General features: G+C 69.6%; 24 protein-coding genes. 13 read left to right on the forward strand and 11 right to left on the reverse strand.

Translation table 11 applies throughout. From position 1 onward, the window contains the following. Window positions 1-62: 62 nt before the first annotated feature. From ASE76_RS10310 to ASE76_RS10320, 3 genes are all read right to left on the reverse strand, one after another. Complete coding sequence (locus ASE76_RS10310; protein WP_055838634.1) at window positions 63-398, reverse strand: thioredoxin family protein; 336 nt, start codon at window positions 396-398, stop codon at window positions 63-65. Window positions 399-502: 104 nt separating this feature from the next. Next, entirely contained in the window at window positions 503-2,959 is a 2,457-nt protein-coding gene (locus tag ASE76_RS10315) for a YgiQ family radical SAM protein (protein ID WP_055838637.1), read from the reverse strand. A gap of 210 nt (window positions 2,960-3,169) precedes the next feature. After that, a complete protein-coding gene (locus ASE76_RS10320; RefSeq protein WP_055838640.1) occupies window positions 3,170-3,619 on the reverse strand; it encodes a CHRD domain-containing protein in 450 nt (149 codons plus the stop codon). Between the two features lie 185 nt (window positions 3,620-3,804). On the opposite strand from ASE76_RS10320, the gene ASE76_RS10325 reads away from it, so the two are divergent. Then, window positions 3,805-4,350: a DUF924 family protein gene (locus ASE76_RS10325; protein ID WP_055839276.1), complete on the forward strand. Its 546-nt coding sequence runs from the start codon at window positions 3,805-3,807 to the stop codon at window positions 4,348-4,350. Window positions 4,351-4,384: 34 nt separating this feature from the next. On the opposite strand, the gene ASE76_RS10330 is transcribed toward ASE76_RS10325, so the two are convergent. Further along, window positions 4,385-4,855: a CHRD domain-containing protein gene (locus ASE76_RS10330; protein WP_055839279.1), complete on the reverse strand. Its 471-nt coding sequence runs from the start codon at window positions 4,853-4,855 to the stop codon at window positions 4,385-4,387. Window positions 4,856-5,181: 326 nt separating this feature from the next. Between ASE76_RS10330 and ASE76_RS10335 the strand changes: the two genes are divergently transcribed. Genes ASE76_RS10335 through ASE76_RS10345 form a run of 3 tightly spaced genes read left to right on the forward strand, consistent with a single transcriptional unit; the run spans window position 5,182 to window position 8,098 of the window. Further along, window positions 5,182-6,873 carry a diguanylate cyclase gene (locus ASE76_RS10335; RefSeq protein WP_055838643.1) on the forward strand — a complete coding sequence of 564 codons (1,692 nt, stop codon included), beginning with the start codon at window positions 5,182-5,184 and terminating at the stop codon, window positions 6,871-6,873. A gap of 8 nt (window positions 6,874-6,881) precedes the next feature. Then, window positions 6,882-7,502 (forward strand): chromate transporter, encoded by a 621-nt coding sequence (locus tag ASE76_RS10340; protein ID WP_055838646.1) that lies wholly within the window; start codon window positions 6,882-6,884, stop codon window positions 7,500-7,502. Then, entirely contained in the window at window positions 7,499-8,098 is a 600-nt protein-coding gene (locus ASE76_RS10345) for a chromate transporter (protein ID WP_236698399.1), read from the forward strand. Before ASE76_RS10340 ends, ASE76_RS10345 begins: the two co-directional genes overlap by 4 nt. 60 nt (window positions 8,099-8,158) lie before the next feature. Here ASE76_RS10345 and ASE76_RS10350 read toward each other — a convergent pair whose 3' ends face one another. Beyond that, window positions 8,159-8,968 (reverse strand): helix-turn-helix transcriptional regulator, encoded by an 810-nt coding sequence (locus ASE76_RS10350; RefSeq protein ID WP_156362648.1) that lies wholly within the window; start codon window positions 8,966-8,968, stop codon window positions 8,159-8,161. 87 nt (window positions 8,969-9,055) lie between these two features. Here ASE76_RS10350 and ASE76_RS10355 point away from each other — a divergent pair, with 87 nt between their 5' ends. From ASE76_RS10355 to ASE76_RS10365, 3 genes are all read left to right on the forward strand, one after another. Next, on the forward strand, window positions 9,056-9,553 hold the full coding sequence (locus ASE76_RS10355; protein WP_082448297.1) for a DUF3237 domain-containing protein: 498 nt from the start codon (window positions 9,056-9,058) through the stop codon (window positions 9,551-9,553). 72 nt (window positions 9,554-9,625) lie between these two features. Further along, window positions 9,626-10,630 carry a tripartite tricarboxylate transporter substrate binding protein gene (locus ASE76_RS10360; RefSeq protein ID WP_055838652.1) on the forward strand — a complete coding sequence of 335 codons (1,005 nt, stop codon included), beginning with the start codon at window positions 9,626-9,628 and terminating at the stop codon, window positions 10,628-10,630. 88 nt (window positions 10,631-10,718) lie between these two features. Next, window positions 10,719-12,449 carry a DUF6351 family protein gene (locus ASE76_RS10365; RefSeq protein ID WP_082448299.1) on the forward strand — a complete coding sequence of 577 codons (1,731 nt, stop codon included), beginning with the start codon at window positions 10,719-10,721 and terminating at the stop codon, window positions 12,447-12,449. A 28-nt stretch (window positions 12,450-12,477) separates the two neighbouring features. On the opposite strand, the gene ASE76_RS10370 is transcribed toward ASE76_RS10365, so the two are convergent. Beyond that, window positions 12,478-14,079, reverse strand: a complete 1,602-nt coding sequence (locus ASE76_RS10370) for an S-layer protein (RefSeq protein WP_082448301.1) — start codon at window positions 14,077-14,079, stop codon at window positions 12,478-12,480. Between the two features lie 263 nt (window positions 14,080-14,342). On the opposite strand from ASE76_RS10370, the gene ASE76_RS10375 reads away from it, so the two are divergent. From ASE76_RS10375 to ASE76_RS10385, 3 genes are all read left to right on the forward strand, one after another. After that, window positions 14,343-14,855, forward strand: coding sequence for a PadR family transcriptional regulator (locus ASE76_RS10375; protein ID WP_055838655.1), 513 nt, complete (start codon window positions 14,343-14,345; stop codon window positions 14,853-14,855). After that, window positions 14,852-15,709: a siderophore-interacting protein gene (locus ASE76_RS10380; RefSeq protein ID WP_055838660.1), complete on the forward strand. Its 858-nt coding sequence runs from the start codon at window positions 14,852-14,854 to the stop codon at window positions 15,707-15,709. The genes ASE76_RS10375 and ASE76_RS10380 overlap by 4 nt, the downstream gene beginning before the upstream one ends. Window positions 15,710-15,912: 203 nt before the next feature. Then, window positions 15,913-16,875: an aldo/keto reductase gene (locus ASE76_RS10385; protein WP_055838663.1), complete on the forward strand. Its 963-nt coding sequence runs from the start codon at window positions 15,913-15,915 to the stop codon at window positions 16,873-16,875. Between the two features lie 166 nt (window positions 16,876-17,041). On the opposite strand, the gene rlmB is transcribed toward ASE76_RS10385, so the two are convergent. Together rlmB and ASE76_RS10395 are read right to left on the reverse strand one after the other, a co-directional pair. Continuing rightward, entirely contained in the window at window positions 17,042-17,791 is a 750-nt protein-coding gene (gene rlmB, locus ASE76_RS10390) for a 23S rRNA (guanosine(2251)-2'-O)-methyltransferase RlmB (protein WP_055838666.1), read from the reverse strand. A gap of 121 nt (window positions 17,792-17,912) precedes the next feature. Then, complete coding sequence (locus ASE76_RS10395) at window positions 17,913-18,605, reverse strand: ABC transporter ATP-binding protein (protein WP_055838669.1); 693 nt, start codon at window positions 18,603-18,605, stop codon at window positions 17,913-17,915. A 63-nt stretch (window positions 18,606-18,668) separates the two neighbouring features. On the opposite strand from ASE76_RS10395, the gene ASE76_RS10400 reads away from it, so the two are divergent. After that, entirely contained in the window at window positions 18,669-19,268 is a 600-nt protein-coding gene (locus tag ASE76_RS10400; RefSeq protein WP_055839295.1) for an arylesterase, read from the forward strand. A 24-nt stretch (window positions 19,269-19,292) separates the two neighbouring features. On the opposite strand, the gene ASE76_RS10405 is transcribed toward ASE76_RS10400, so the two are convergent. The 3 genes from ASE76_RS10405 to ASE76_RS10415 form a co-directional block, all read right to left on the reverse strand. After that, window positions 19,293-19,481, reverse strand: a complete 189-nt coding sequence (locus ASE76_RS10405) for a hypothetical protein (RefSeq protein WP_055838671.1) — start codon at window positions 19,479-19,481, stop codon at window positions 19,293-19,295. An 89-nt stretch (window positions 19,482-19,570) separates the two neighbouring features. Beyond that, on the reverse strand, window positions 19,571-20,776 hold the full coding sequence (locus tag ASE76_RS10410) for a PLP-dependent transferase (protein WP_055838674.1): 1,206 nt from the start codon (window positions 20,774-20,776) through the stop codon (window positions 19,571-19,573). A gap of 94 nt (window positions 20,777-20,870) precedes the next feature. Next, window positions 20,871-21,215, reverse strand: coding sequence for an SWIB/MDM2 domain-containing protein (locus ASE76_RS10415; protein ID WP_055838677.1), 345 nt, complete (start codon window positions 21,213-21,215; stop codon window positions 20,871-20,873). On the opposite strand from ASE76_RS10415, the gene ASE76_RS20545 reads away from it, so the two are divergent. Both ASE76_RS20545 and aceA read left to right on the forward strand, forming a co-directional pair. Further along, window positions 21,115-21,522, forward strand: a complete 408-nt coding sequence (locus ASE76_RS20545) for a hypothetical protein (protein WP_168389236.1) — start codon at window positions 21,115-21,117, stop codon at window positions 21,520-21,522. The genes ASE76_RS10415 and ASE76_RS20545 overlap by 101 nt on opposite strands. Before the next feature lie 172 nt (window positions 21,523-21,694). After that, the gene (gene aceA / locus ASE76_RS10420; RefSeq protein ID WP_055838680.1) at window positions 21,695-23,014 is read left to right on the forward strand and encodes an isocitrate lyase; all 1,320 of its coding nucleotides are present in this window, start codon (window positions 21,695-21,697) and stop codon (window positions 23,012-23,014) included. Window positions 23,015-23,119 lie beyond the last annotated feature (105 nt).

Here is a 23,119-nt window from a genome sequence, read left to right on the forward strand (position 1 = left end):
GATTGGCGTGCCAGACCTGCGGCAGGCGAAGGCGGCGCGCCGGGCGCCCTACGCCGCGGCGATCACGCGCCGGGCGTGAGCCGGGCCAGCACCTCTTCGACGGCCTGGCCGTCGGCCGGCCGCACGACGCGGGCCAGTTCCACACCGTCCTGCACCGCGATCAGCGTAGGCCACAGCTTGACCTTGAAGGCGCGGCCCAGCGCGCGGCCCGGCCCGTCTTCCACCTTGACGTGGCGCACCTGCGGATGCGCCGCCAGCATCTGGTCGACCGCCGGCTGCGCCCGCTGGCAGAAGCCGCACCAGTTGGTGCCGAAATCCAGCAGCACCGGGCCGGCCATCGCATCGACCTCGGCGCGGGTGGGCGCTGCTTCGCTGTAGAGAACGACCGGTGCAGGCATGGCGCAGACCTTTCGACGCCGAGTCGCGCGGATTCGGCAGTGCTATGGATTCGATAGCTGATGGCCGGCGACTGCCGCCGGCTACAGCCTCTTTTCTTGCGAAATCAGCGGTTCTTGCCCCGGCCGCCGTTGCCGGATGCATTCCACGGCGCGCGGCCGGCGGTGCCCGCACCGTTGTCGCGCGGCGGCAGGCCGGTGTGCTGGGTGAGCATGCGGCCCTTCACCGGCTGCACCGCCGGCCGGGCCGCCGCCACCGCGGTGGCGTTGCCCTTGCCGGCGACGCCCGGGGCGCGCACCGGCAGCGGGGTGGAGTTCTTCCGCCGCGCACTCTGGTAGCTGCCGTCGGTCAGCGGCTGGAAGGTGGGGATCAGGTGGTGCTTGCCGTTGCCGATCAGGTCGGCCCGGCCCATCGCCTTCAGCGCGTCGCGCAGCAGCGGCCAGTTGTTCGGGTCGTGGTAGCGCAGGAAGGCCTTGTGCAGCCGGCGGCGCTTCTCGCCGCGGACGATGTCGACCGCCTCGTCGTCGTCGCGCACGTCGCGGCGGACCTTCTTGAGCGTGTTTCGGCCGGAGTGGTACATCGCGGTAGCGGTGGCCATCGGGCTCGGGTAGAAGGTCTGCACCTGGTCGGCGCGGAAGCCGTTCTTCTTGAGCCAGATCGCCAGGTTCATCATGTCCGAGTCGCTGGTGCCCGGGTGCGCCGCGATGAAGTACGGGATCAGGTACTGCTTCTTGCCAGCCTCGGCCGAGAACTTCTCGAACATCTGCCGGAACTTCTCGTAGCTGCCGATGCCCGGCTTCATCATCTTGGTAAGCGGGCCCTGCTCGGTGTGCTCGGGCGCAATCTTCAGGTAGCCGCCCACGTGGTGCTGCACCAGCTCTTTGACGTACTCGGGGCTCTGCACCGCCAGGTCGTAGCGCAGGCCGGAGCCGATCAGGATCTTCTTGATGCCCTTGAGCGCCCGCGCGCGGCGGTAAATCTTGATCAGCGGATCGTGGTTGGTGCCCAGGTTGGAGCAGATGCCCGGGTACACGCAGCTCGGCTTGCGGCAGGCGGCCTCGATCTCGGGGCTCTTGCATCCCAGCCGGTACATGTTGGCGGTGGGGCCGCCCAGGTCGGAGATCGTGCCGGTGAATCCGGTGACGCTGTCGCGGATCGCCTCGACCTCCTTGATGATCGACTCTTCCGACCGGCTCTGGATGATGCGGCCCTCGTGCTCGGTGATGGAGCAGAAGGTGCAGCCGCCGAAGCAGCCGCGCATGATGTTCACGCTGAAGCGGATCATCTCCCAGGCGGGAATCTTGGTCGCGCCGTCGTGGCCGCCGGCCTCGTCGGCATAGCGCGGGTGCGGGCTGCGGGCGTACGGCAGGTCGAACACGTGGTCCATCTCGGCCGTGGTCAGCGGGATCGGCGGCGGGTTGATCCAGACGTCGCGGGCGGTCGCACCCTCCCCGTGGGCCTGCACCAAGGCGCGGGCGTTGCCGGGGTTGGTCTCGAGGTGCAGCACCCGGTTGGCGTGGGCGTACAGCACCGGGTCGGCGCGCACCTGCTCGTAGCTGGGCAGGCGGATCACGCTGCGGTCGCGCGGCGGCACCTTGAGCTTGACCGAAGGGTTGGCGACGAAGGCGATCGGCTTGACCGCCGGGTCGGCCCCCGCGGTTCGGGCGCGGATCGCGGCCAGGGCCTGCGCGCCGGCGGCTTCCGCATCGGCGGCCACGGCCTGTGCCTCGTCTTCCTTGGCGCAGGTGGCGCCGTTGGCCTTGGCCTGGTCGGACACCATCAGGTAGGGGTTGACGTGCGCCTCGACCCGGCCCGGCGCGTCGACGCTGGTCGAGTCGATCTCGAACCATGCGTCTTCCGGCACCGCCCGGCGCACGAAGGCGGTGCCGCGCACGTCGGTGATCTGCTGCACCGGCTCGCGGGCGGCCAGGCGGTGGCTCACCTCGACCAGCGCGCGTTCGGCATTGCCGTAGAGCAGCAGGTCGCACTTGGCATCGACCACCACGCTGCGGCGCACCTTGTCGGACCAGTAGTCGTAATGGGCGATGCGGCGCAGGCTGCCTTCGATGCCGCCCAGGATGATCGGCACGTCGTTCCAGGCCTCGCGGCAGCGCTGCGAATAGACGATGGCCGCCCGGTCGGGACGCTTGCCGCCGATGTCGCCGGGGGTGTAGGCGTCGTCGCTGCGGATTTTCCGGTCGGCGGTGTACCGGTTGATCATCGAATCCATGTTGCCCGAGGTCACCCCGAAATAGAGGTTGGGCTTGCCCAGCGCCTTGAACGCATCGGCGCTGTGCCAATCGGGCTGGGCGATGATGCCCACGCGAAAGCCCTGCGCCTCCAGCATCCGGCCGATCACCGCCATGCCGAAGCTCGGATGGTCCACGTAGGCGTCGCCGGTCACCATCACCACGTCGCAGCTGTCCCAGCCGAGCGCGTCCATCTCGGCACGGCTGGTCGGCAGGAACTTGGCGGTACCGAAACGCGCCGCCCAGTACTTGCGGTAGCTGGTGAGGGGCTTTGCGGCGCGCGCGAAAAAGGAAACGTCGACGGGGGCGTTCATCGCGGGGGCTTTCTGGGGGGAACCGGGCATTTTAGGCCGCATGCGGGTTTCGCCCTAGCAGAAGGGGTACTGCGCCCTGCCCTCCCGGCGGCCGTTGGCGTGCAAGCCACGCCCGGATGTGAAAAAGCCCCGGCCGGTGCGCCTGGAGCGCACCGGCCGGGGCCGCGGCTGCCGCGCGGACACGCCGCGCGGCGAACCTGCACGGAACGATCAGCGCACCAGCGTGACCTGGCCGCGGATCTCGCCAGCGGCGTAGTTGGAGGTGTGGACGTTGACATACCAGCGGCCCGACAGCAGCTCTTCGCCCTGTGCCGGGGTGATGACGGCTTCGCCTTCTTCGGTACCCGACAGCGGGCCCTTGAACGGAACCACCACGCCGGCATTGGCGCCGACCGCGGCCGGGCCGTGGAAGTGGGCTGCCGTGGCCGGCGAGCTCAGGCCCGAATAGACGACCTTCCAGCGCAGGCCGTTGGTCTGCTTGTTGTACCAAATCTGGGCCGTGCCCTGGCCCAGCGTCTGCACCGGCGGCACTTCCTGGTCGCCGGACAGGCGTGCGGTGAGGGTCGCCGTGTTGGAGGTCACGGTGGTGCAGCCGGCGGCCAGGGCCAGGACGGCGGCGGAAGCCAGGAGGGTGCAGGAAAGGCGGCGGGAAATGGTCATGGAGGAGCTCCGTTGAAGGGATGGGCAAGGCCTCCGCGGGTTTCGCTGCCGACGGGCTCCTGCCCATCCGCAAGCGGCTCCCAAAGGCCGTGTACCGCCGCATCTTCGGGCGGGCCGGCGCGCCGAATGCAAGCAAACGCTACCGCGGCCGGTCGGCCGGCGCGGCCTGGCATACGCTGCGGCGCATGACACATGACTCCACTCCTGCCGACGTCCTCGATTTCTGGCGCGCCGCCGGCCCCGAAAAATGGTTCGCCAAGGACGACGCCTTCGACGCGGATTTCACGCGCCGATTCCTCGCCGCGCACGAAGCCGCGGCCGCGGGTTCGCTCGACGACTGGGCGCAGGACGCGCCCGGCGCACTGGCGCTAGTGCTGCTGCTCGACCAGTTCCCGCGCAATGCCTTTCGCGATTCGCCCCGCGCCTTCGCCACCGACGCCCGGGCCTTGCACACCGCCCGCACCGCGATCGAACGGGGTTTCGACCGGGCCACCGAGGTCGAACTGCGCGCCTTCTTCTACATGCCGCTGATGCACTCCGAATCGCTGGCCGACCAGGACGACTGCGTGGCGCTCAGCCGGCCGCTGCCGGGCACCACCCTGCGCTTCGCCGAACTGCACCGCGACATCGTGCGGCGCTTCGGGCGGTTCCCGCACCGCAATGCGGTGCTCGGCCGCAGCACGACGCCCGATGAGCAGGCGTTCCTGGACGCGGGCGGCTTCGCCGGCTGACGGCGCTCCGGATCAGCGGCGCCCGGCGGCAGGGTCAGCGGCGCTCGATCATCTGCCCCCGCAGTTCGCCGCCCGGGTACTGTGCGGTGTGCAGGTTCACGTACCAGCGGCCCGCCAGCAGTTCGTCTGCCTGCGCCTTGGTCAGCGTGGCCCGGCCGTCGTAGGGGCTGGTCAGCGGCACGCGGAAGGTGATCGCCGGCGGTGCGTTGCTGCCGATGGCCGCCGGCCCGTGGAAGTGCGCCATGGTGGGCGGCCCGCTGAGGTTGCTGAAAGACATCTTCCAGCGCAGCAGCATCGTGTTGCGGTCGAGCAGCGCATCGACCGTGCCGGTGCCCATGCTGCCGTTGGGCGGCACTTCGTTGGTACCCGCCAGCCGGGTGGTGAAGGTCGCCAGGTGGGCGTTGGGATCGGGTTTGGCCGGAGTGGCGCAGCCCGACAGGACGCCGACCGCGGCGATGCCGGCGCACAGCACCAGCCGTCGGAAGATCGAAGGGGAGGCATTCATGCGACAGGTCTCCTCGCGTATCGCGCGCTGCAGGTCGGTGCCCACGGTGCGCTGGGTCAAAAGGCGATTCTTTCACGCCTGCCGACGTGGCGGAATCGACCTGCCGACGACCGCCGACACCTCCCGCCCCGCAGCCACCCTCCACAATCGGCCGAATGCCGCTACAGCCGACACGCGACCACGCAACCGCACCTCCCCAGCCCCTGCCCGAACCGCGGAGGTCGTCCGCGCCGCACCGCTGCACGGTCGTCTGGATCGGCCTGTCCGCACGCCGACTCGTCGCACAGCCTGCCGCGCTCGGTCGCGTGGTCTGCCGGCTCCTCCTGTTGGCCCTGTTCGCAGCGTTCGCCGGCCCGGCGCTGGCGGAAGACCGGGCGCTGCTGGACGGCCGCCAGGATGCTGTCCACCTGTGGCCGTCGTTGCAGGTACTGCACGTTCCCGACGGGCGCCACCGGGCGGCCGATCTGGCGAATGCGCCGGAGCGTTTCGCATCCCCCGCCGGCGCGACCGCCACGCTCGGCATCGTGCGGGGTCCGCTCTGGCTGCGGATTCCGTTGGCGGTGTCGCCCGAGGGCGCAGGGGAATGGATCCTCGACATCGACTACGCCCCGCTCGACCGTGTGGACCTGTACCTGCTGGCGGGCGATGCGGTGGTCCGGCAGGTGGCGATGGGCAGCACCTTGCCGTTCGCGGAACGGCCGCTGCAGGCGCGCACCCACGCGGTGCCACTGCGCCTGGAAGCCCGAACCGACTACCTGCTGCTCGCACGTGTCGAGACCGACGGGCCGATGGTGCTGCCGGTCTTTCTGGAGCGCCCCGCCGCGTTCCACGCCCGTGCCGTGGGGGAGCAGATGCTGCAGGGCCTGCTCAACGGCGTGGCGCTGTGCCTGCTGGTCTACAGCCTGGTCCAGTGGATCTACCTGCGCGACGCGCTGTACGGCAAGTACGCGCTGATGATCGGCGGCGGCGTGATGTTCTCGCTGCTTTTCTCGGGCATCGGCGGCCAGTATGTCTGGCGCGACTGGCAGTGGATGAACCAGCATGCGGTCAACCTCTCGGCGCTGGTCGGCGCGGGCGGCGCATTCCTGTTCATCGAGCAGGCGCTCGCCCGCCCCGGCAGCCTGCGGCGCTTCGGCCTCGCGATGAAGGCCGGCGCCGCCCTGACCGGGCTGCTGGCGGTCGGCTACGTGCTGGGCGGCTTCGGCACCGAGCAGGCTGCACCCGTCATCAACATCTGGGTGCTGCTGCCCCTGCTGATGGGTATTCCGGTGGCGGTGCAACGCACCTGGCGGGGCGACCCGCTCGGCCTGCCGTTCGTGGTGGCCTGGGCGCTGTACCTGTGCGGCAGCGCGGTGATGGTGGGCATCGTCAACGGCCGGGTGCCCGCGAACGTCTGGACCTTGCACGCCTTCCAGTTCGCGGCCACGGTCGACATGCTGATCTTCCTGCGGGTGCTGGGGCTGCGCACCGCGGCGCTCGCCACCGAGGCGCGCCAGCTGCGGGCGCTGGCCCGCACCGATCCGCTGACCGGGCTGCTGAACCGGCGCGGGCTGGAGTCGGGCCTGAAGAGCGCGTTGGCACGTCGCGCCCGCAACCGGCTGGTCGCCGTCTACCTGCTGGACCTGGACGGCTTCAAGCCGGTCAACGACGGCCACGGCCACGACGTGGGCGACGCGCTGCTGGCCGCGGTCGCCCAGCGGTTGCGCAGCACCGCCCGCATCGACGACCCGGTGGCGCGGCTGGGCGGCGACGAGTTCGTGATCGTCTCCGCCGGCCTGCAGAACGCCGAGGCCGCCGAGACGCGCGGCCAGGCGCTGATGCGCGTCTTCGAGACGCCGTTCGAGATCCGGGGCCTGTCGCTCACGCTGGGCGCCACCGTGGGCTATGCGCTGGCGCCGGCGGACGGGCAGGAGCCGGAACAGCTGGTCAACCGCGCCGACAAGGCGATGTACGCCGGCAAGCAGGCCGGCCGCCGGTGCCTGCGCCGCTACGCAGCGGCGCCGGGCGCGCAGGGATAATCCGGTCCATGCCCGCCCTGCCGTCCCCCTCCACCGCCCGGGTGCCGACCCCGCCCCCGGCCGAAGAACCCGGCCTGCTGCCCGGGCCCGATTCGCTCTCCGCCCTGTTCGTCGCGTTCACCCTGCTTGCGCTGCAGGGCTTCGGCGGCGTGCTGGTGGTGGTGCAGAGGGAGCTGGTCGAGCGCCGCCGCTGGATGGGGCGGGCCGAGTTCCTGGAGGAATGGGCGGTCGCGCAGATCATGCCCGGCCCCAACGTGGTCAACCTGGGCCTGATCCTGGGCGACCGGTTCTTCGGCTGGCGCGGCGCGGTCGTCGCGCTGCTCGGGCTGATCACCGTGCCGATGTGCGTGGTGCTCACGCTGGCGGTGTTCTACACCCACTACCAGGACCAGCCGGCGGTGGCCGGCGCCCTGCGCGGCATGGCCGCGGTGGCCGCGGGCCTGATCCTGGCCACCGGCCTGAAGCTGGTGCCGGCGCTGCGCCAGCATCCGCTGGGCGTCCCGCTCTGCGCCGTGTTCGGCGGCGCATGCTTCGCGATGATCGCCCTGCTGCGCTGGCCGCTGCCGGCGGTGCTGCTAGGCGTGGGCGGGCTGTCGTGCGTGCTGACCTGGCGAAAGCTGCGGCCATGATGGGCGGCACCCTGAGCACGGCGGACTGGCTGGCGCTGTTCGTGCAGTTCATGGCGCTTTCGCTGGTGTCGGTCAGCGGCGCGATCGGCACCGTGCCCGACATGCACCGCTACCTGGTGGACAAGCAGGCGTGGCTGACCGACCCGCAGTTCAGCGCGTCGATCGCGATCGCGCAGGCGGCGCCGGGGCCCAACGTGCTCTTCGTCGCGCTGCTCGGGTGGAACGTTGGCATCAATTCGGCCGGCGGCATGGCCGCGGGCCCGCGGGCGTGGGCATTGGGCGCCGCCGGCGTGCTGATCACGATGGTCGGCATCCTGCTGCCGAGCGGGGTGCTCACCTATTCGGCCGCGCGCTGGCTGCAGCACAACCGGCACCGCCGCGCGGTGCGGGCATTCAAGCAGGGCATGGGCCCTGTGGTGGTCGGGCTGCTGATGGCGACCGGCTGGGTGCTGGTGAGCGGCGGCTCGGCCACCAGCGCGCCGTGGGCGGTCTGGGCGACCGCCATCGCCGCGGCGCTGGTGGTGTGGCGCACCCGGCTGCACCTGCTGTGGGTGCTGGGCGCCGGCGCCCTGCTGGGCGCGATGGGCTGGATCTAGCCGGAAGCGCCGGGCGGCAGGCGCCACCTACCACCGCCAGGCCGTTCTGGAGCAGGCCGCTCAGGCGGCCAGCACCCGGGCGAACAGCTCGTTGCGGAAATGGATGCCCAGGCGGTCGAAGGCGCGGCCGCGGTAGGTCTTGACCGTGGGCAGCGCCAGGCCCAGGTCCGCGGCGATGCCTTCCAGCGTCATGCCCTGCAGCATGCGTCCGCAGACGGCCCGCTCGCGCTCGGTCAGCGCCGGGCAGAGCCGCTGCAGACGCAGGTCGAAGCCGGCCCGCGCATCGGGCATCTCCCCCGGCGCCGACGGCGAGCTGGGCTGCGGCTGCGCCGAACCGAGCGCGATGTGCTTGCGCACCAGCGCGAGCAGCACCGGGGCCAGCAGGCCGAAGGCGTCCAGCGCAGCGTCGGTGAACGGCCGCTGGTGCCGGTGGCGGTAGAAGTTGATGGCGAACACCGCGCCCCCGGCCTGCCGCTCCAGCACCGACACCCGCTCGGCCATGCCGTGGGCCTCGTAGACCTTGGCACGGTGCTCGCGCGGCACTTCGTCTGCGGTGATGTGGCAGAGCTGCGGCGCACCCGGGGCCGCCTGCTCCATGCGCTGCAGGATGCGGTCGTGGCGGTGCGGGCCGCTCAGGTAGGCGCGCCAGCAGTCGCGGGTGGTGTCGGCCACGCCGCGGCTGGCCGACAGGTAGAGCGCCGGCGCCGCGGTGCGGCCGGCGCGGTAGACCGACCACGACGCCGCCGGCAACAACTCCTGCACGTCGTCCAGCATCGACTGACCGAACGCCGGCTCGCCGACATGGCCGATCAGCCCGGCCAGCATCTGCGGCGCACGGTCGGTGGCCAGGGCGGGTCGCCAGCTCCTCATGGCAGGCGGCGGCAGGCGGTGGAAAAGGTCATGCGTGTCATCTTCCCGGATGACAGCGGCGGCCGGAACCGGGATTTACGCTAGCGCATGCCCGATTCCGACACCCTCGCTACGCCCTTCGCGGGCCTGGCCACCCCCATGCTCGAACCCTTCGCCACGCTGAGCGTGCACGTCGGCCCCGCCCAGGAGATCGGCACCACGCCGCGCGGCCGCCGCCGGCTGATCCCGATCACCGGCGGCCACGCCACCGGCCAGGGCTGGACGGCCCGGGTGCTGCCGGGCGGCACCGATTACCAACTGCTGCTGCACGACAGCCTGGCCGATCTCGATGCCCGCTACACGCTCGAGACCGACGCCGGCGACCTCGTGTTCGTGCAGAACCACGCGGTGCGCTGCGCACCGCCGGACGTCATGGCGCGGCTGGTGCGCGGCGAGCCGGTGGACCCGGCGCAGGTGTACTTCCGCTGCACGCCGCGCTTCGAGACCGCCTCCCGGGCACTGGGCTGGATCAACGAGCGGGTGTTCGTCGGCACCGGCGCGCGCCACCCCGACCGGGTGGAGATGCGTTTCTTCACCGTGCGCTGACGCACAGCTCCGCGGCTCCACCACGGCATTTCCTTCGCAGACGACCACCACTACAAAGACAGGAGACATCGCATGACCACAACCACGACCCCCGGCCTCCCGCGCCGCCGCTGGGCCATCGCCGCCGCGGCGCTGGCGGCCTGCGCCGTGCTACCCGCAGCGGCGCAGACGGCCGCCTACCCGAACAAGCCGGTGCGCATCATCGTCGGCTTTCCGGCCGGCACCGGGCCCGACATCGTGGCCCGGCTGCTGGCGCAGAAGCTGTCGGAGGGCTGGGGCAACCTGGGCGTCATCGTCGACAACAAGCCCGGCGCCGGCGGTCTGATCGCCGCCGGCGAGGCAGCGCGCGCCGCGCCCGACGGCTACACCCTGATGCTGGCCGAGACCGGACAGATGAGCATCGCCCCCAGCACCTACAGCCGCCTGCCCTACGACCCGCAGAAGGATTTCGTCCCGGTCAGCCAGGTGGTGACCGCCGACTTCGTGCTGCTGGTCAACCCGCAGAAGGTGCCTGCGAAGAACGTGCGGGAGTTCGTCGACTGGAGCAGGCAGCAGAAGGGCCTGTTCATGGCCACATTCGGCGCGGGCACGCCGGGGCATTTCGGCGCCTACATGTTCGGCGACGCGATCGGCCAGAAGCCCGAGCCGGTCCACTACAAGACCACCGCCGACGCGCTGGGCGGCCTCTACAGCGGCGACGTGGCGGGCGTGTTCGCCACCGTCGGCCTGGCCGCGCCCAACGTCCGGTCGGGCAAGCTGGTGGCGCTCGGCAGCACCGGCGGCACCCGCACGCCGTCGCTGCCCGACGTGCCCACGATCAAGGAGCAGGGCTTCGCCAACCTGGAATTCACCTCGTGGTTCGGCATCGTGGCGCCGGCCCGGACGCCGCCCGACATCGTCGCCCGGCTCAACGCCGACATCGTGCGGGCGGTGCAGTCGCCCGAGGGCCGGCAGAAGATGCAGGACGCGGGCTTTCGCGCCACCGGCACCAGTCGCGAGGAATTCGCCCGCGCCATCGCGGACGACACGGTCACCTGGGGCAAGGCGGTCGCCGCCACCGGCTTCAAGGCCGATTGATCGCGCTGCGTGCCGCAGGCGGCCCCGCCGGCACGCAGCACCCCCCAAGGGCCGCCTTCTGCCAACACCACGACAACAGGAGACCGAGATGCACGCCTCTTCCCGGAACATCCGCGCATGGCGCGGACAGCCTTCACCCGCCGGTGCCCCGCACGACCAGGCGGGCCCGCGAACCTGCCTTCCGGCGGTCGCCGCCCTGCCGCTGCTGCTGGCCGCCTGCGGCGGCAGCAGCCTCGGCAACCCGCCCTTGCCGGCCGACACCCTGACCGCGCAGGCGGCCTGCACCGCGCTGCCGTCCACCCATACCCTGGCCGCCACCACGCTCACCACCACCTACGTTCCGGCCGGTACCCAGCGGCCCGGCGGGGCCGCCACGGGTGCATTCCTGCCCGGACACTGCGTGGTGCGCGGCGCGACCGATCCGCGCACCGGGATCGACGGCAAACCCTATGCCATCGGCTTCGAGCTGAGCCTGCCCGACAGCTGGAACGGCCGCTTCCTCTACCTGGGCGGCGGCGGCAACGACGGCATCCTGCGGTCCACCTCGCTCAGTTCCTCGATCTCGGGCGGCACGCCCTCGCCGCTAGGGCAGGGCTACGCGGTGGTTTCGACCGACGCGGGCCACAGCGGGACGAGCGCCGAGTTCGCGCTCGATCCGCAGGCCCGCATCGACCATGCCTACAACGCCCACGACAAGACCGCCGTCAATGCCAAGGCCCTGATCCGCACCCGCTACGGCCGAGCGCCCGACCATTCGTATTTCTCGGGCTGTTCCGGCGGCGGGCGCCAGGGCATGATGTTCTCGCAGCGCTTTCCCGAGTATTTCGACGGCATCACCGCCGGCGCGCCGGCGATGCGCGTCTCCAGCGGCGCGACCATCGCGGCGGCCTGGAACAACCGTGCGTTCACCACCATCGCACCCAAGGACGCAAGCGGCCGGCCGGTCCTGTCGCAGGCGTTCAGCAACACGGACCTTCAACTCGCCGCCGACGCGGTCAACGCGTCCTGCGACGCGGCCGACGGCCTGCGCGACGGCATGGTGCAGAACACCCGCGCCTGCCGATTCGACCCGGCCGTGCTGCAGTGCTCCGGCAGCAAGACGGCGACCTGCCTGTCGGCCGCGCAGGTCGGTGCCCTCAGGGACGTTTTCGGCGGGCCGCGCACCTCGGCCGGGCAGGCGCTGTACACGGGCCAGCCGTGGGATCCCGGCATCGCCGGCCCCGACTGGCGCAACTGGACGCTGGGCACGTCGACCACCGCCACGCCCAACTCCCGCTACAACACGCTGATGGCCGACGCACTGGCGCGCGAGTTCTTCACCCCGCCGGATCCGACGTTCGACTTCCTGAAGTTCGACTTCGACACCGATCCCTCGCGCATGGCGGCCTTCTCGGCCATCTACGACACGTATGCCGACACCACGCTGGCCGCCTACCGCCAGCGCGGCGGCAAGCTGCTGTTCATCCACGGCATGGCCGATCCGATCTTCTCGGCGCAGGACACGGTGGCGTACTACGAGCGGCTCACCGCCCGCAACGGCGGCCGGGCCGCGACCGAGTCGTTCGCCCGCACGCTGCTGGTGCCGGGCATGAACCATTGCTCGGGCGGGCCGGCCACCGACAGCTTCGACGCGGTCCAGGCGATGGTCGACTGGGTGGAAAAGGGAATCGCCCCCGACCGCGTCGTCGCCACCGCGGCCAGCAGCTCGAGCGCCTTCTCAGGCCGGAGCCGTCCGCTGTGCGCCTACCCGCGCTATGCCCGCTACAGCGGCACCGGCAGCACGGAAGACGCCGCCAGCTTCGTCTGCGCCGAACCCTGAAGCGGGCGCGGCACGCCTGCCGTCCGCCTCAGGAACCGACGCCGACGAACACCGGGTTCGAATAGAACCAGAGGCTTGCGTAGTTGCGCTCGTTGATCGCGTTGACCCGTGCGGTGTTGTCGGCCCCCGAGATCTGCCGGTCGGCCAGCGGCTCGCCGTTGGCGGTGAGGCCCGGCACGTCGGTGCCCAGATTGGTGCCGCGCAGCCGGAAGTACTGGCTCTTCTGCACCTCGACCGACGCGGTGACCGTGAAGTAGCCGTCGCCGTCGGCCTTCCAGTCGGCGGCGGTGAAACGGCGCACGACGCGGGTCGAGCTGTTGGTGGCCACCGCGTAGGCCGCCGTGCCCGGCTGGGCCTTGCCCGTCACGTCGCCGACGATCAGGTCGACATGGTCGACCACCGGCTTCATGTTGCCGATCGTCCCGCTGTCGACCGGCTTCTGGTAGTTGTTGATCGCGGGGCTCTTGAAGCGGATGGTGACGTTGACCCGCTCGCCCGCCGGCACCTTGATCTCCTGGCCCATCGCACCGCTGCCGGTCGATCCGCTCACCCGGAAGTCGAGCGCGTCGATCAGGTCGCCGAACACGCCGAACATGCGGCCGTCGCGCAGGCTCTTCTTCAGGCCCGCGACGCCGGTGGCGCCGCTCTCCTGCCAGACGTGGTTCTTCGAGTACTCGCCGGGGTAGTAGCCGCTGCTGTTGCTGGCCGCGTCGATCTCGAAGTGCGAGTCGGAATCGGCGATGTTCCAGATGCGGCGGCCCTCGCCCAGCAGGGCGTCCCAGACGCCGCCGACCTGCGCCACCACCCAGTCGGTGCCGCCATAGGTGCGGTTGGGCGCATTGGCCGCGGTGTAGGCCGAGGTGTAGCCGCCCCGGTCGGGCTCCATCTGGTTGCCGACCATGCCTTCGATCATGAACATCACGTCGGGCGCCAGGTCGTTCATCTGGCGGAAATCCTGCACCGTGTACTTGCCGGGGTTGCGCGACGGGTGGTTGATCGTCGCGAAGCTGGTCGTGGGGTAGTTCGTCTTGAGCCACGCGATGGCCTGCAGCGCGTCGGAGGCGGTGGTGTTGAAGCGCTGCGGATACTTCGCCTTGAAGCGCGCCGCATCGGCCGCGGGGAACGCCGACTCGGCCAGCGTGGTGAAGGCGTACTGGAATTCCTTGGTTCCGCCGGCCGAGGTGGAGAGTGCGTTCTCGGGGCCTTCGAACAGCGCCACGCCGATGTGGTCGTGCGTCGGGGTGTCCCATTCGAAGCCGGAGAAGATCAGCTTGTCGGCATAGGTGCCGTTCGCCTGCAGCGCCTTGACGCGCGGCATCTCGTACGACTCCATTCCGTAGGCGAAGGGCACCGGCGCGGCGAGCAGCTTGCCGTCGTTGTCGTACTTCGAAGAGCGCAGGTGGTTGGTGATCGCCATCCAGTCGAGCTTGTAGGTGGCGAAGGCCTTGCCCAGCACGAAGTCCAGCGTCTGCGTGGTGCGGGAGTCGTCCGACTGGGTGGTGTGCACATGCAGGTCGCCGGCGGTCCATTTGCCGGAGGTGTCGCCGCTGTCGCTGCTGCCGCAGGCCGACAGCGCCAGGACGCCTCCGAGCAGGAACAGGTGGGGTGCGCGGCGGGGGAAGCGCGTCATGGAAAGGCTTTCGTCGTGGTCGAGGGGTGGATGCACCGGTGCAGGCAAAAAACCCCTGCATCGGTCGAGGACGCCGACGGGACCGCCGGCGGTGGCGGATCGTAGAAATGTCACAAGTCGTTTCCGTGACATTCCGCACCGCCGGTCCTGTTGGCCGCCCGCAGCTGACGAGCGGAGAACGAACGGGCATCGAACGGCGGCGGTATGGCTATCGAAATATCCTTTCGAACAAAATAGATATATCGTTTTAGTACGATAGAGGTATGAAAGAAACCAACGACGACATCGGCCGATTGCAAGGCCGCGGCGGCGGCCGGGTGTTCGGCCACGGCGGCCTGCGGCTGGTGATCCTGCAGCTGATCGCCGACAAGCCGTGCCACGGCTACGAGCTGATCAAGGCGATCGAGGACCGGCTGGCCGGCCGCTACAGCCCCAGCCCGGGCGTGGTCTACCCCACCCTCACCCTGCTGGAGGAACTGGGCCTGATCGCCGCCGAGGCCGCCGGCACCGGCACCCGCCGCAGCTTCTGCGCGACGCCCGCCGGCCACGCACACCTGGCCGCCCACCGGCAGGACGTGGACGCACTCTTCGCGCGGATGGACACCCCCGGCGCCGGTGGCCACGGGCTGCGGCCGCCGCCGGTGGTGCGCGCCATCGAGAACCTCAAGCTCGCCCTGCGCATGCGGCTGGCGCGCACGCCGCTCACCGACGCCCAGGCCCACGCCATCGCCGCCGTCCTCGACGACGCCTCCCAACGACTGGAAAGAATCGAATGACCTCCCCTGCCGACACCACCACGCCTTCCGCAACCACTGCCGCCGCGCCCGCCGATCCACGCGCGCCCTACCGGGTCCGCCACGAACTGCGGTTCCGCCGCCTCACCGTCCGCAGCGTGGAGGCGCTCACGCCGCATCTCCGGCGCGTCGTCCTCGAGGGCCAAGACCTGGTGGGCTTCGTCAGCGCCGGCTTCGACGACCATGTGAAGCTGGTGTTCCCCGACCCGGCCACCGGCACGGTGGTCGCCCCCACCATGACGCCCGAGGGCATCCGCTGGCCCGACGGACAGAAGCCCGCGATGCGCGACTACACCCCGCGCCGCTACGACCCGCAGGCCGGCACGCTGACCATCGACTTCGCCCTGCACGAGGCCGGCCCCGCCACCCGCTGGGCCGAGCAGGCCAAGCCCGGCGACGTGCTGGGCGTGGGCGGTCCGCGCGGCTCGATGGTGGTGCCGATGGCCTTCGACGGCTATCTGCTGGTCGGCGACGACACCGCCCTCCCCGCCATCGCCCGCCGCCTGGAAGAGCTGCCGGCCGGCGCGCCCGCGGTGGTGCTGGTCGAGGTCGACAGCCCGGCCGACGAGATCGCCCTGCCGACCAATGCGCGGTTGCAGGTGCGCTGGCTGCACCGCCAGGGCGCCGCGCCCGGCACCACCGACCTGCTGCACGATGCGCTGGCCGACACGCCGATGCCGCCCGGCGAGTTCCACGCCTGGGTCGCCTGCGAGACCGGCATGGCCAAGCGCTTGCGGGCAGCGTTGGTCGGCGCGCACGGCGCTCGGCCGGCCTGGACCAAGGCGGCCGGCTACTGGCGCCTGGGCAGCGCCGACTCGCACGAGACCCACGAATAGTCTCCGCCGTCGATTTTTAGACGGAAAGGGGTTGCAGCCGACGCTCCGCGCCGACCACCAGCTATGAATTCGATAGCATGGCTCCGGCCGGATACGGAAACCGCCGCTGCTGCAGCAGCCACCGGCAGAACCGGGAAGAATGGCCGTTCGCCCGCCGCGCCTACCGCAGCGCAACCGCACCGCATTCCGAAAGGCCCCTTCCCATGTCGCTTCGCACCCTCGGCCGCTCCGGCCTCCAGGTTTCCCCGCTCGCCTTCGGCGGCAACGTCTTCGGCTGGACGGTGGACCCGGCCACCGCGTTCTCCCTGCTCGACGCCTGGCTCGACGCCGGCATGAACTTCGTCGACACCGCCGACGTGTATTCGCGCTGGGTGCCCGGCCACCGCGGCGGCGAGTCCGAGACCCTCATCGGCCAATGGCTCAAGAAAAGCGGCCGCCGGCAGCAGCTGGTGCTGGCCACCAAGGTCGGCAAGGACATGGGCGACGGCAAGGTCGGCCTGCGCCCCGCCTACATCCGCCAGGCGGTGGACGCATCGCTGCAGCGGCTGCAGACCGACTACATCGACCTCTACCAGTCGCACGACGACGATGCCGGCGTGCCGCTGGAAGACGTGCTCGGCACCTTCGGCGAGCTGATCCAGGAAGGCAAGGTGCGCGCCATCGGCGCCTCCAACTACAGCGCCGACCGGCTGGCCCTGGCGCTGGACACCAGCGAGCGGCACGGCCTGGCCCGCTACGAGAGCCTGCAGCCGCTCTACAACCTGGTCGACCGCAAGGTGTTCGAGGACGCGCTGGAGCCGCTGTGCCTGACGCGCGGCGTGGGCGTGATCAACTTCTACGCGCTGGCCGCCGGCTTCCTGACCGGCAAGTACCGCACCGCCGCCGACGCCTCGAAAAGCGCGCGCGGCAAGAGCACCACCGACAAATACCTCAACCCGCGCGGCCTGCGCATCCTGGCCGCGCTCGACACCGTCGCCGCGCGCTACCAGGCCACGCCGGGCCAGGTCGCCCTGGCCTGGCAGATCGCCCGGCCGGCGGTCACCGCGCCGATCGCCAGCGCCACCTCGCTGGAGCAGTTGCAGGACCTGGTGAAGGCCACCCGCCTGCAACTGGACGCCGCCGCCATCGAGCAACTCGATAAGGCCAGCGCCGAAGCCGCCTCCTGAAAAACGATGCCGGCAAAAAGGACGGCGAGAGCCCAGCGACGCAAAAGGTGTGAAAGAACCGTAGCGAGCGACCCGAGTGTGCGCCGAGGACCGGAGCCGTACTCCAGTACGGTGAGGACCGGAGGCGCTCAATCGGGCCGCGCAATAGGTTATCTCACACCTTTTTTCAGAGGCGCTGGCGGGCGGCTTCGTACAGGCAGACGCCGCTGGCGACCGAGACGTTCAGGCTCTCGACCGCGCCGCGCATCGGAATGCTGATCAGCTCGTCGCAGGTCTTGCGCGTCAGCTGGCGCATGCCGTCGCCCTCGGCGCCCAGCACCAGCGCCACCGGGCCCTTCAGGTCGACCTGGTAGAGCGTCTTGGGCGCATCGTCGCTGGTGCCGATGCACCAGATGCTGCGCTCCTTCAACTCGCCCAGGGTGCGGGCCAGGTTGGTCACCATGAAGTACGGCACCGTCTCGGCCGCGCCGCTGGCGACCTTGGCCACTGTGGCGTTGATGCCCACCGCATGGTCCTTGGGCGCGATCACCGCGTGGGCGCCGGCACCGTCGGCCACCCGCAGGCAGGCGCCGAGGTTGTGCGGATCGGTCACGCCGTCGAGCACCAGCAGCAGCGGGGGCTCGCCGGTGCCCGAGGCTTCCAATTGCTCCAGCAGCTCGTCGAGCGAATGGGCCTGCGGCAGCGTCTCGACTCGGGCGGCCACGCCCTGGTGGCCGTGGCTGCCGGCCAGCTTGGAGAGCCGGGCACCGTCGGCCTCTACCAGCCGGGCCCCGGCCTCGCGAGCCCGGTCCAGGAACTGGCGCATGCGGGCATCGCGGCGGGTGGGCTCGTAGTAGATCTCGAGGACGGATTTCGGCGCGGTCTTCAGGCGCACGCCGACGGCGTGGAAGCCGAAAAGCACTTTGGGGGAGGACATGCGGGGATTATCGCGGCCGTCCGGCAGCCCGGGCCACGAGATCGAACCGCAGACCGGATGCTATCGAATCGATAGCTGTGGCCGGCGCCGCATGCCGGCCACAGCCCTTTTTTTCTCGAAATCAGGCTTCGACGACCCGGCCGGCGTCGATGGTGATGCGCCGTTCGCAGCGGGCCGCGATCGCCCGGTCGTGGGTCACCAGCACGAGGGTCGTGCCGCGTTCGCGGTTCAGGTCGAACATCAGCTCCATCACTTTTGCGCCGGTCGCGAAGTCGAGGCTGCCGGTCGGCTCGTCGGCCAGCAGCACCGCCGGCTCGACCACGAAGGCCCGGGCCAGCGCCACCCGCTGCTGCTCGCCGCCCGACAGCACCTTCGGGTAGTGGCCGAGCCGCTCGCCCAGGCCCACCCGGCCCAGCATCTCGCGCGCGGCCTTGCGGGCATCGGCGCGGCCGGCCAGCTCCAACGGCAGCATCACGTTCTCGAGCGCGCTGAGGTTGGCCATCAGCTGAAAGCTCTGGAACACGAAGCCGACCTTGCGGGCGCGCAGCGCGGCGCGGTCGTCCTCGTCGAGGGCGAAGATGTCCTCGCCCCCCAGCCGCACCGTGCCGCGGCTGGGCGTATCCAGCCCGGCCAGGATCGACAGCAGCGTGCTCTTGCCCGAGCCCGAGGCGCCCACGATCGCCGCGGTTTCCCTCGCCGCCAGCCGGAAATCGATATCCCGCAGAATGTCGAGAGACCCGGTCGAGTCGCTGACGGATTTGAAGACATGCTCGACCGCGATGATCGCCGGCTCCCCGGCGGCTGAATCCGACATGAAAGGCCTTGTGTGGTGAATCGAAGAGACTTTAGCGCGTGTGCCCTGGCCTTGGCCGGTGCCGTGCTATCGGCACCGCTGGCGGCGCAGACGGCATCCGGCGCGCGTCGGAAGCTGCTCGTGGTGGGCGATTCGCTCAGCGCCGAGTACGGCCTGGCCCGCGGTGCGGGCTGGGTGTCGCTGCTGGAGAAGCGCCTGGCCGAACAGAAGCTGGATGTGCAGGTGGTCAACGCCAGCATCAGCGGCGACACCACAGCCGGCGGCCGCTCGCGCCTGCCGGCGCTGCTGAAGCAGCACCGGCCCGATGTCGTCGTCGTGGAACTGGGCGGCAACGACGCCCTGCGCGGACTGCCCCTCGGCAACACCGAGGACAACCTGACGGCGATGACCAAGGCGGTGCAGGCTGCAGGCGCCAAGCCCTTGCTGGTCGGCATCCAGGTGCCACCGAACTACGGCACCGACTACATGCGGCGCTTTTCGGCCGTGTTCGAGAAGGTGGGCGCGGCCACCAAGAGCCCCGTCGTGCCCTTCTTCCTGCGCGGCGTGGCCGACGGTCCCGACGCGGCGGACATGTTCCAGGTCGACCGGATCCACCCGCTGGCCAAGGCCCATCCGCGCATGCTCGACAACGTCTGGCACGAAATCAGGAAGCTGGTCGGCTGACCGCGAGCGCCCGGCGCGGACGCATCACTCCGGCTTGGCGGCGTCGCCCGCGCTGCCCGGCGCACCGGCCTCGGGGGTATCGTCCTGCAGGCCGTTGTCGTCCGGGCCGTCGGTGGTCTTGCGTTCGGCCTTGGCCTTCAGCTTGTCTTCCTTCTTGCGCTTCTTGGCCAGTTCCTTCTGGCGTTTCTCGTATCCGTAGTTGGGTGTAGCCACTCGTTCTTCCGTTTCTGTGCATCTGGTTTGCGATGCACTCAATGTATGCGAAAAGCCGCAGTGCCCAGCCCGCGCGTCCCGCAGGGACGCTACGCCGGTACGGCCAGTGTAGCCAGGGCCTGTTCCAGGTCCGCCTGCAGGTCGCTCGCGCCTTCCAGGCCGATCGAGAAACGCACCAGGGTGCCGTCGTGCGGCCAGTCGGACACGCGGGCGTCGCGCATGGTGCGGATGTCGTAGGGCACGACCAGGCTGATCGGTCCGCCCCAGGAGTAGCCGATGCGGAACAGCCGCAGCGCGTCGCAGAAGCGGTGCACTTGGGCGCGCGAATGGCGGGCGTCGAACACCACCGAGAACAGGCCGGCCGCGCGGTCGCGGGCACCGCACAGCGCCTTCCAGTGGGCATGGCCCGGCGCACCGTCGAGCGCGGGGTGCAGCACCGTCGCGATCTCGGGACGGCCGGCACACCAGTTCGCCAGGGTGCGCGCGGCGGCGTCGTGGGCGTCGTAGCGCAGCGCCACGGTCGACAGCGAGCGCAGCAGCAGTTCCGCATCGTTGGCGCCCACGCCCAGGCCCAGGCGCATGTGGGTCATCTTCAGCCGCATGTGCAGCGCCTCGTCGCGGGTCACGATGCTGCCCATCAGCACGTCGCCGCCGCCGCTCGGGTACTTGGTGAGTGCGTGGACCGACGCGTCCACCGCCAGGCCGTCGCCGTCGAGCTGGAACGGATCGAACGCCAGACCAGCGCCCCAGGTGTTATCGAGCACGCAGGTCACGCCCTGCGCGCGGCAGAGCCGCACCAGCGCGGGCAGGTCGGGGAATTCCATCGTGACCGAACCGGGCGCCTCCAGCCAAACCAGGCGGGTGTCGGCCGAAAGCTTGGCCGCCAGGTCGTCGGGACGCATCGGGTCGTACAGCGTCCAGCGGATGCCGTAGGCCGCCAATTCGGCTTCGGCCAGCGATTTGTTGGGGCCGTAGGCGTTGTCCGGCAGCAGGACCTCGTCGCCGCTCTTGAGCAACGAGAGCGAAACGGTGGCGATGGCGGCCAGGCCGCTGGGCGCCAGCAGGCACTGCAGACCGCCTTCGAGCGTCGCCAGCCGCTCTTCCAGCAGGAAGGTGGTGGGGGTGCCGTGCAGGCCGTAGGTGTAGCCGGTCTTGTGCTTCCAGTCGCGGTCGTGCAGCGCCGCGACATCGGGAAAGAAGACGGTGGAGGCCTTGAAGACGCCGGGCTGCGGCGCATCGAAGGTGTCGGGCGCCCGGTAAGGATGGTGGATGAGCTGGGTGGAGATGTCCGTCATGGCCCGATGGTAGCCATGCGGGCGCTGTCGTCGCCCATCCGCCGCCCACAAAAAAGCCGGCGGACGCCGGCTTCTGCGAGACCGCGGACGGTGCTCAGCTGACGTGCTTGCCGATCAGGGCGGCCAGCTCGAACATCGAGACCTGCGGCTTGCCGAAGATTTCCTTCAGCTTGTCGTCGGCGTTGATGTTGCGCTTGTTGGATGGGTCCTGCAGGTCGTGCTTCTTGATGTAGACCCACAGCTTGCTGACGATCTCGGTGCGTGGCAGCGGCGTGGTGCCGACAACGGCGGCCAGCGCCGGGCTGGGCGTCAGGGCCTTCATGAACGCGGGGTTGGGCGTGCGCTTCGCAGCTGGTGCCTTCTTCGCGGCGGGAGCAGCCTTGGCTGCAGCCGTTTTCTGGGCCGGTGCTTTTGCCGGCGCTTTTTTTGCAGTTGCCATGATCGATTTTCCTTGTGGAAGTTGGTTCTGTACCAGCGAAAGAACCTCGCTCCCACTGGCAATGCGCATGCTACTGGAGAAAAAACACGGTTCCAAGGGAATAAAGCAACTTTTCGTCTCTGGCGACAGAGGAGAAAGGACCGGCGGCCAAACCGGCAAAAGACCATGCCGTTGCCAGCGCCTGCCCATGGCACGCCGAGTATCGATCGGTGGCGCGCCCACCATCCCGTCGGATTTCACCCACCGAAGAGCTTTTCGCATTAAGAAAAAACGGAGAGATTTGAACAAGCTTATTTTTTCACTCTAAGAAATCCTATTTCGCATGGAAGCATGCAACTCCTATCCTATTGATTTGAAAAGGAATAATTTAATTCTTATATAAGACAAAAGACCTGAAATTAGTCTTCTACAAGTCTTAAATTCGTCCCATGGAAGCCGAACGCGCTTCCGGTCTTTTTCACAACCTTCAGGAGTGCCACATGCCCCACACGATCACCGAACAACTCAGCCGCGAACAACAGGTCGCTGCCCTGGAGAAGGAATGGGCCCAGGACCCACGCTGGAAGGGCATCAAGCGCGGCTACTCGGCTGCCGACGTCGTGCGGTTGCGCGGATCGTTCCCGATCGAGTACACCCTCGCCCGCCGCGGCGCCGAGCGCCTGTGGGATCTGGTGCACGACGAGCCCTTCGTCAATTGCCTCGGCGCCCTGACCGGCGGCCAGGCGATGCAGCAGGTCAAGGCGGGCGTCAAGGCGATCTACCTGTCGGGCTGGCAGGTCGCGGCCGACAACAACAGCTACGCGAGCATGTACCCCGACCAGTCGCTCTACCCGGTCGACTCGGTGCCGACGGTGGTCGAGCGGATCAACAACACATTCCGCCGGGCGGACGAGATCCAGTGGTCCAAGGGCATCGTCGCCGGCGACAAGGGCTACACCGACTATTTCGCGCCGATCGTGGCCGATGCGGAAGCCGGCTTCGGCGGCGTGCTTAATGCGTTCGAGCTGATGAAGGCGATGATCAAGGCTGGCGCGGCGGGCGTGCATTTCGAGGACCAGCTGGCGTCGGTCAAGAAGTGCGGCCACATGGGCGGCAAGGTGCTGGTGCCGACGCAGGACGCGGTGCAGAAGCTGGTGGCGGCCCGCATGGCGGCCGACGTCTGCGGCACGCCCACCCTGGTCATCGCGCGGACCGATGCCGAAGCGGCCGATCTGCTGACCAGCGACCACGACGAAAACGACAAGGCCTTCATCACCGGCGAACGCACGGCCGAAGGCTTCTACAAGACGAGGAAGGGCATCGACCAGGCCATCTCGCGCGCGATCGCCTACGCCCACTACGCCGACCTGGTGTGGTGCGAAACCGGTACGCCCGACCTCGCCTTCGCCAAGAAATTCGCCGACGCGGTGCACAAGGTGCACCCGGGCAAGATGCTGGCGTACAACTGCTCGCCCTCGTTCAACTGGAAGAAGAACCTGGACGACGCCACCATCGCCAAGTTTCAGCGCGAGTTGGGCGCGATGGGCTACAAGTACCAGTTCATTACCCTGGCCGGCATCCACTCGATGTGGTTCAACATGTTCGACCTGGCGCAGGACTATGCCAAGCGCGGAATGTCGGCCTATGTCGAGAAGGTGCAGGAGCCCGAGTTCGCAGCGCGCGACCGCGGCTACTCCTTCGTGTCGCACCAGCAGGAAGTCGGCACCGGCTACTTCGACGACGTGACCACCGCGATCCAGGGCGGCAAGTCGAGCGTCACCGCGCTGACAGGCTCCACCGAGGAAGAGCAGTTCCACTGAGCGGTCGGTCCACGCCGGCCCTGGCCGGCGTGCAGGTGGCGAGGAATGGGGCGCCGAATGCTAAAATCGGCGCCCCATTCCATTGCAAGAGCGAGAAAGGCAATC

It is taken from the genome of Xylophilus sp. Leaf220 (assembly GCF_001421705.1).
In the GTDB taxonomy this organism is placed as follows: Bacteria; Pseudomonadota; Gammaproteobacteria; order Burkholderiales; family Burkholderiaceae_C; genus Xylophilus.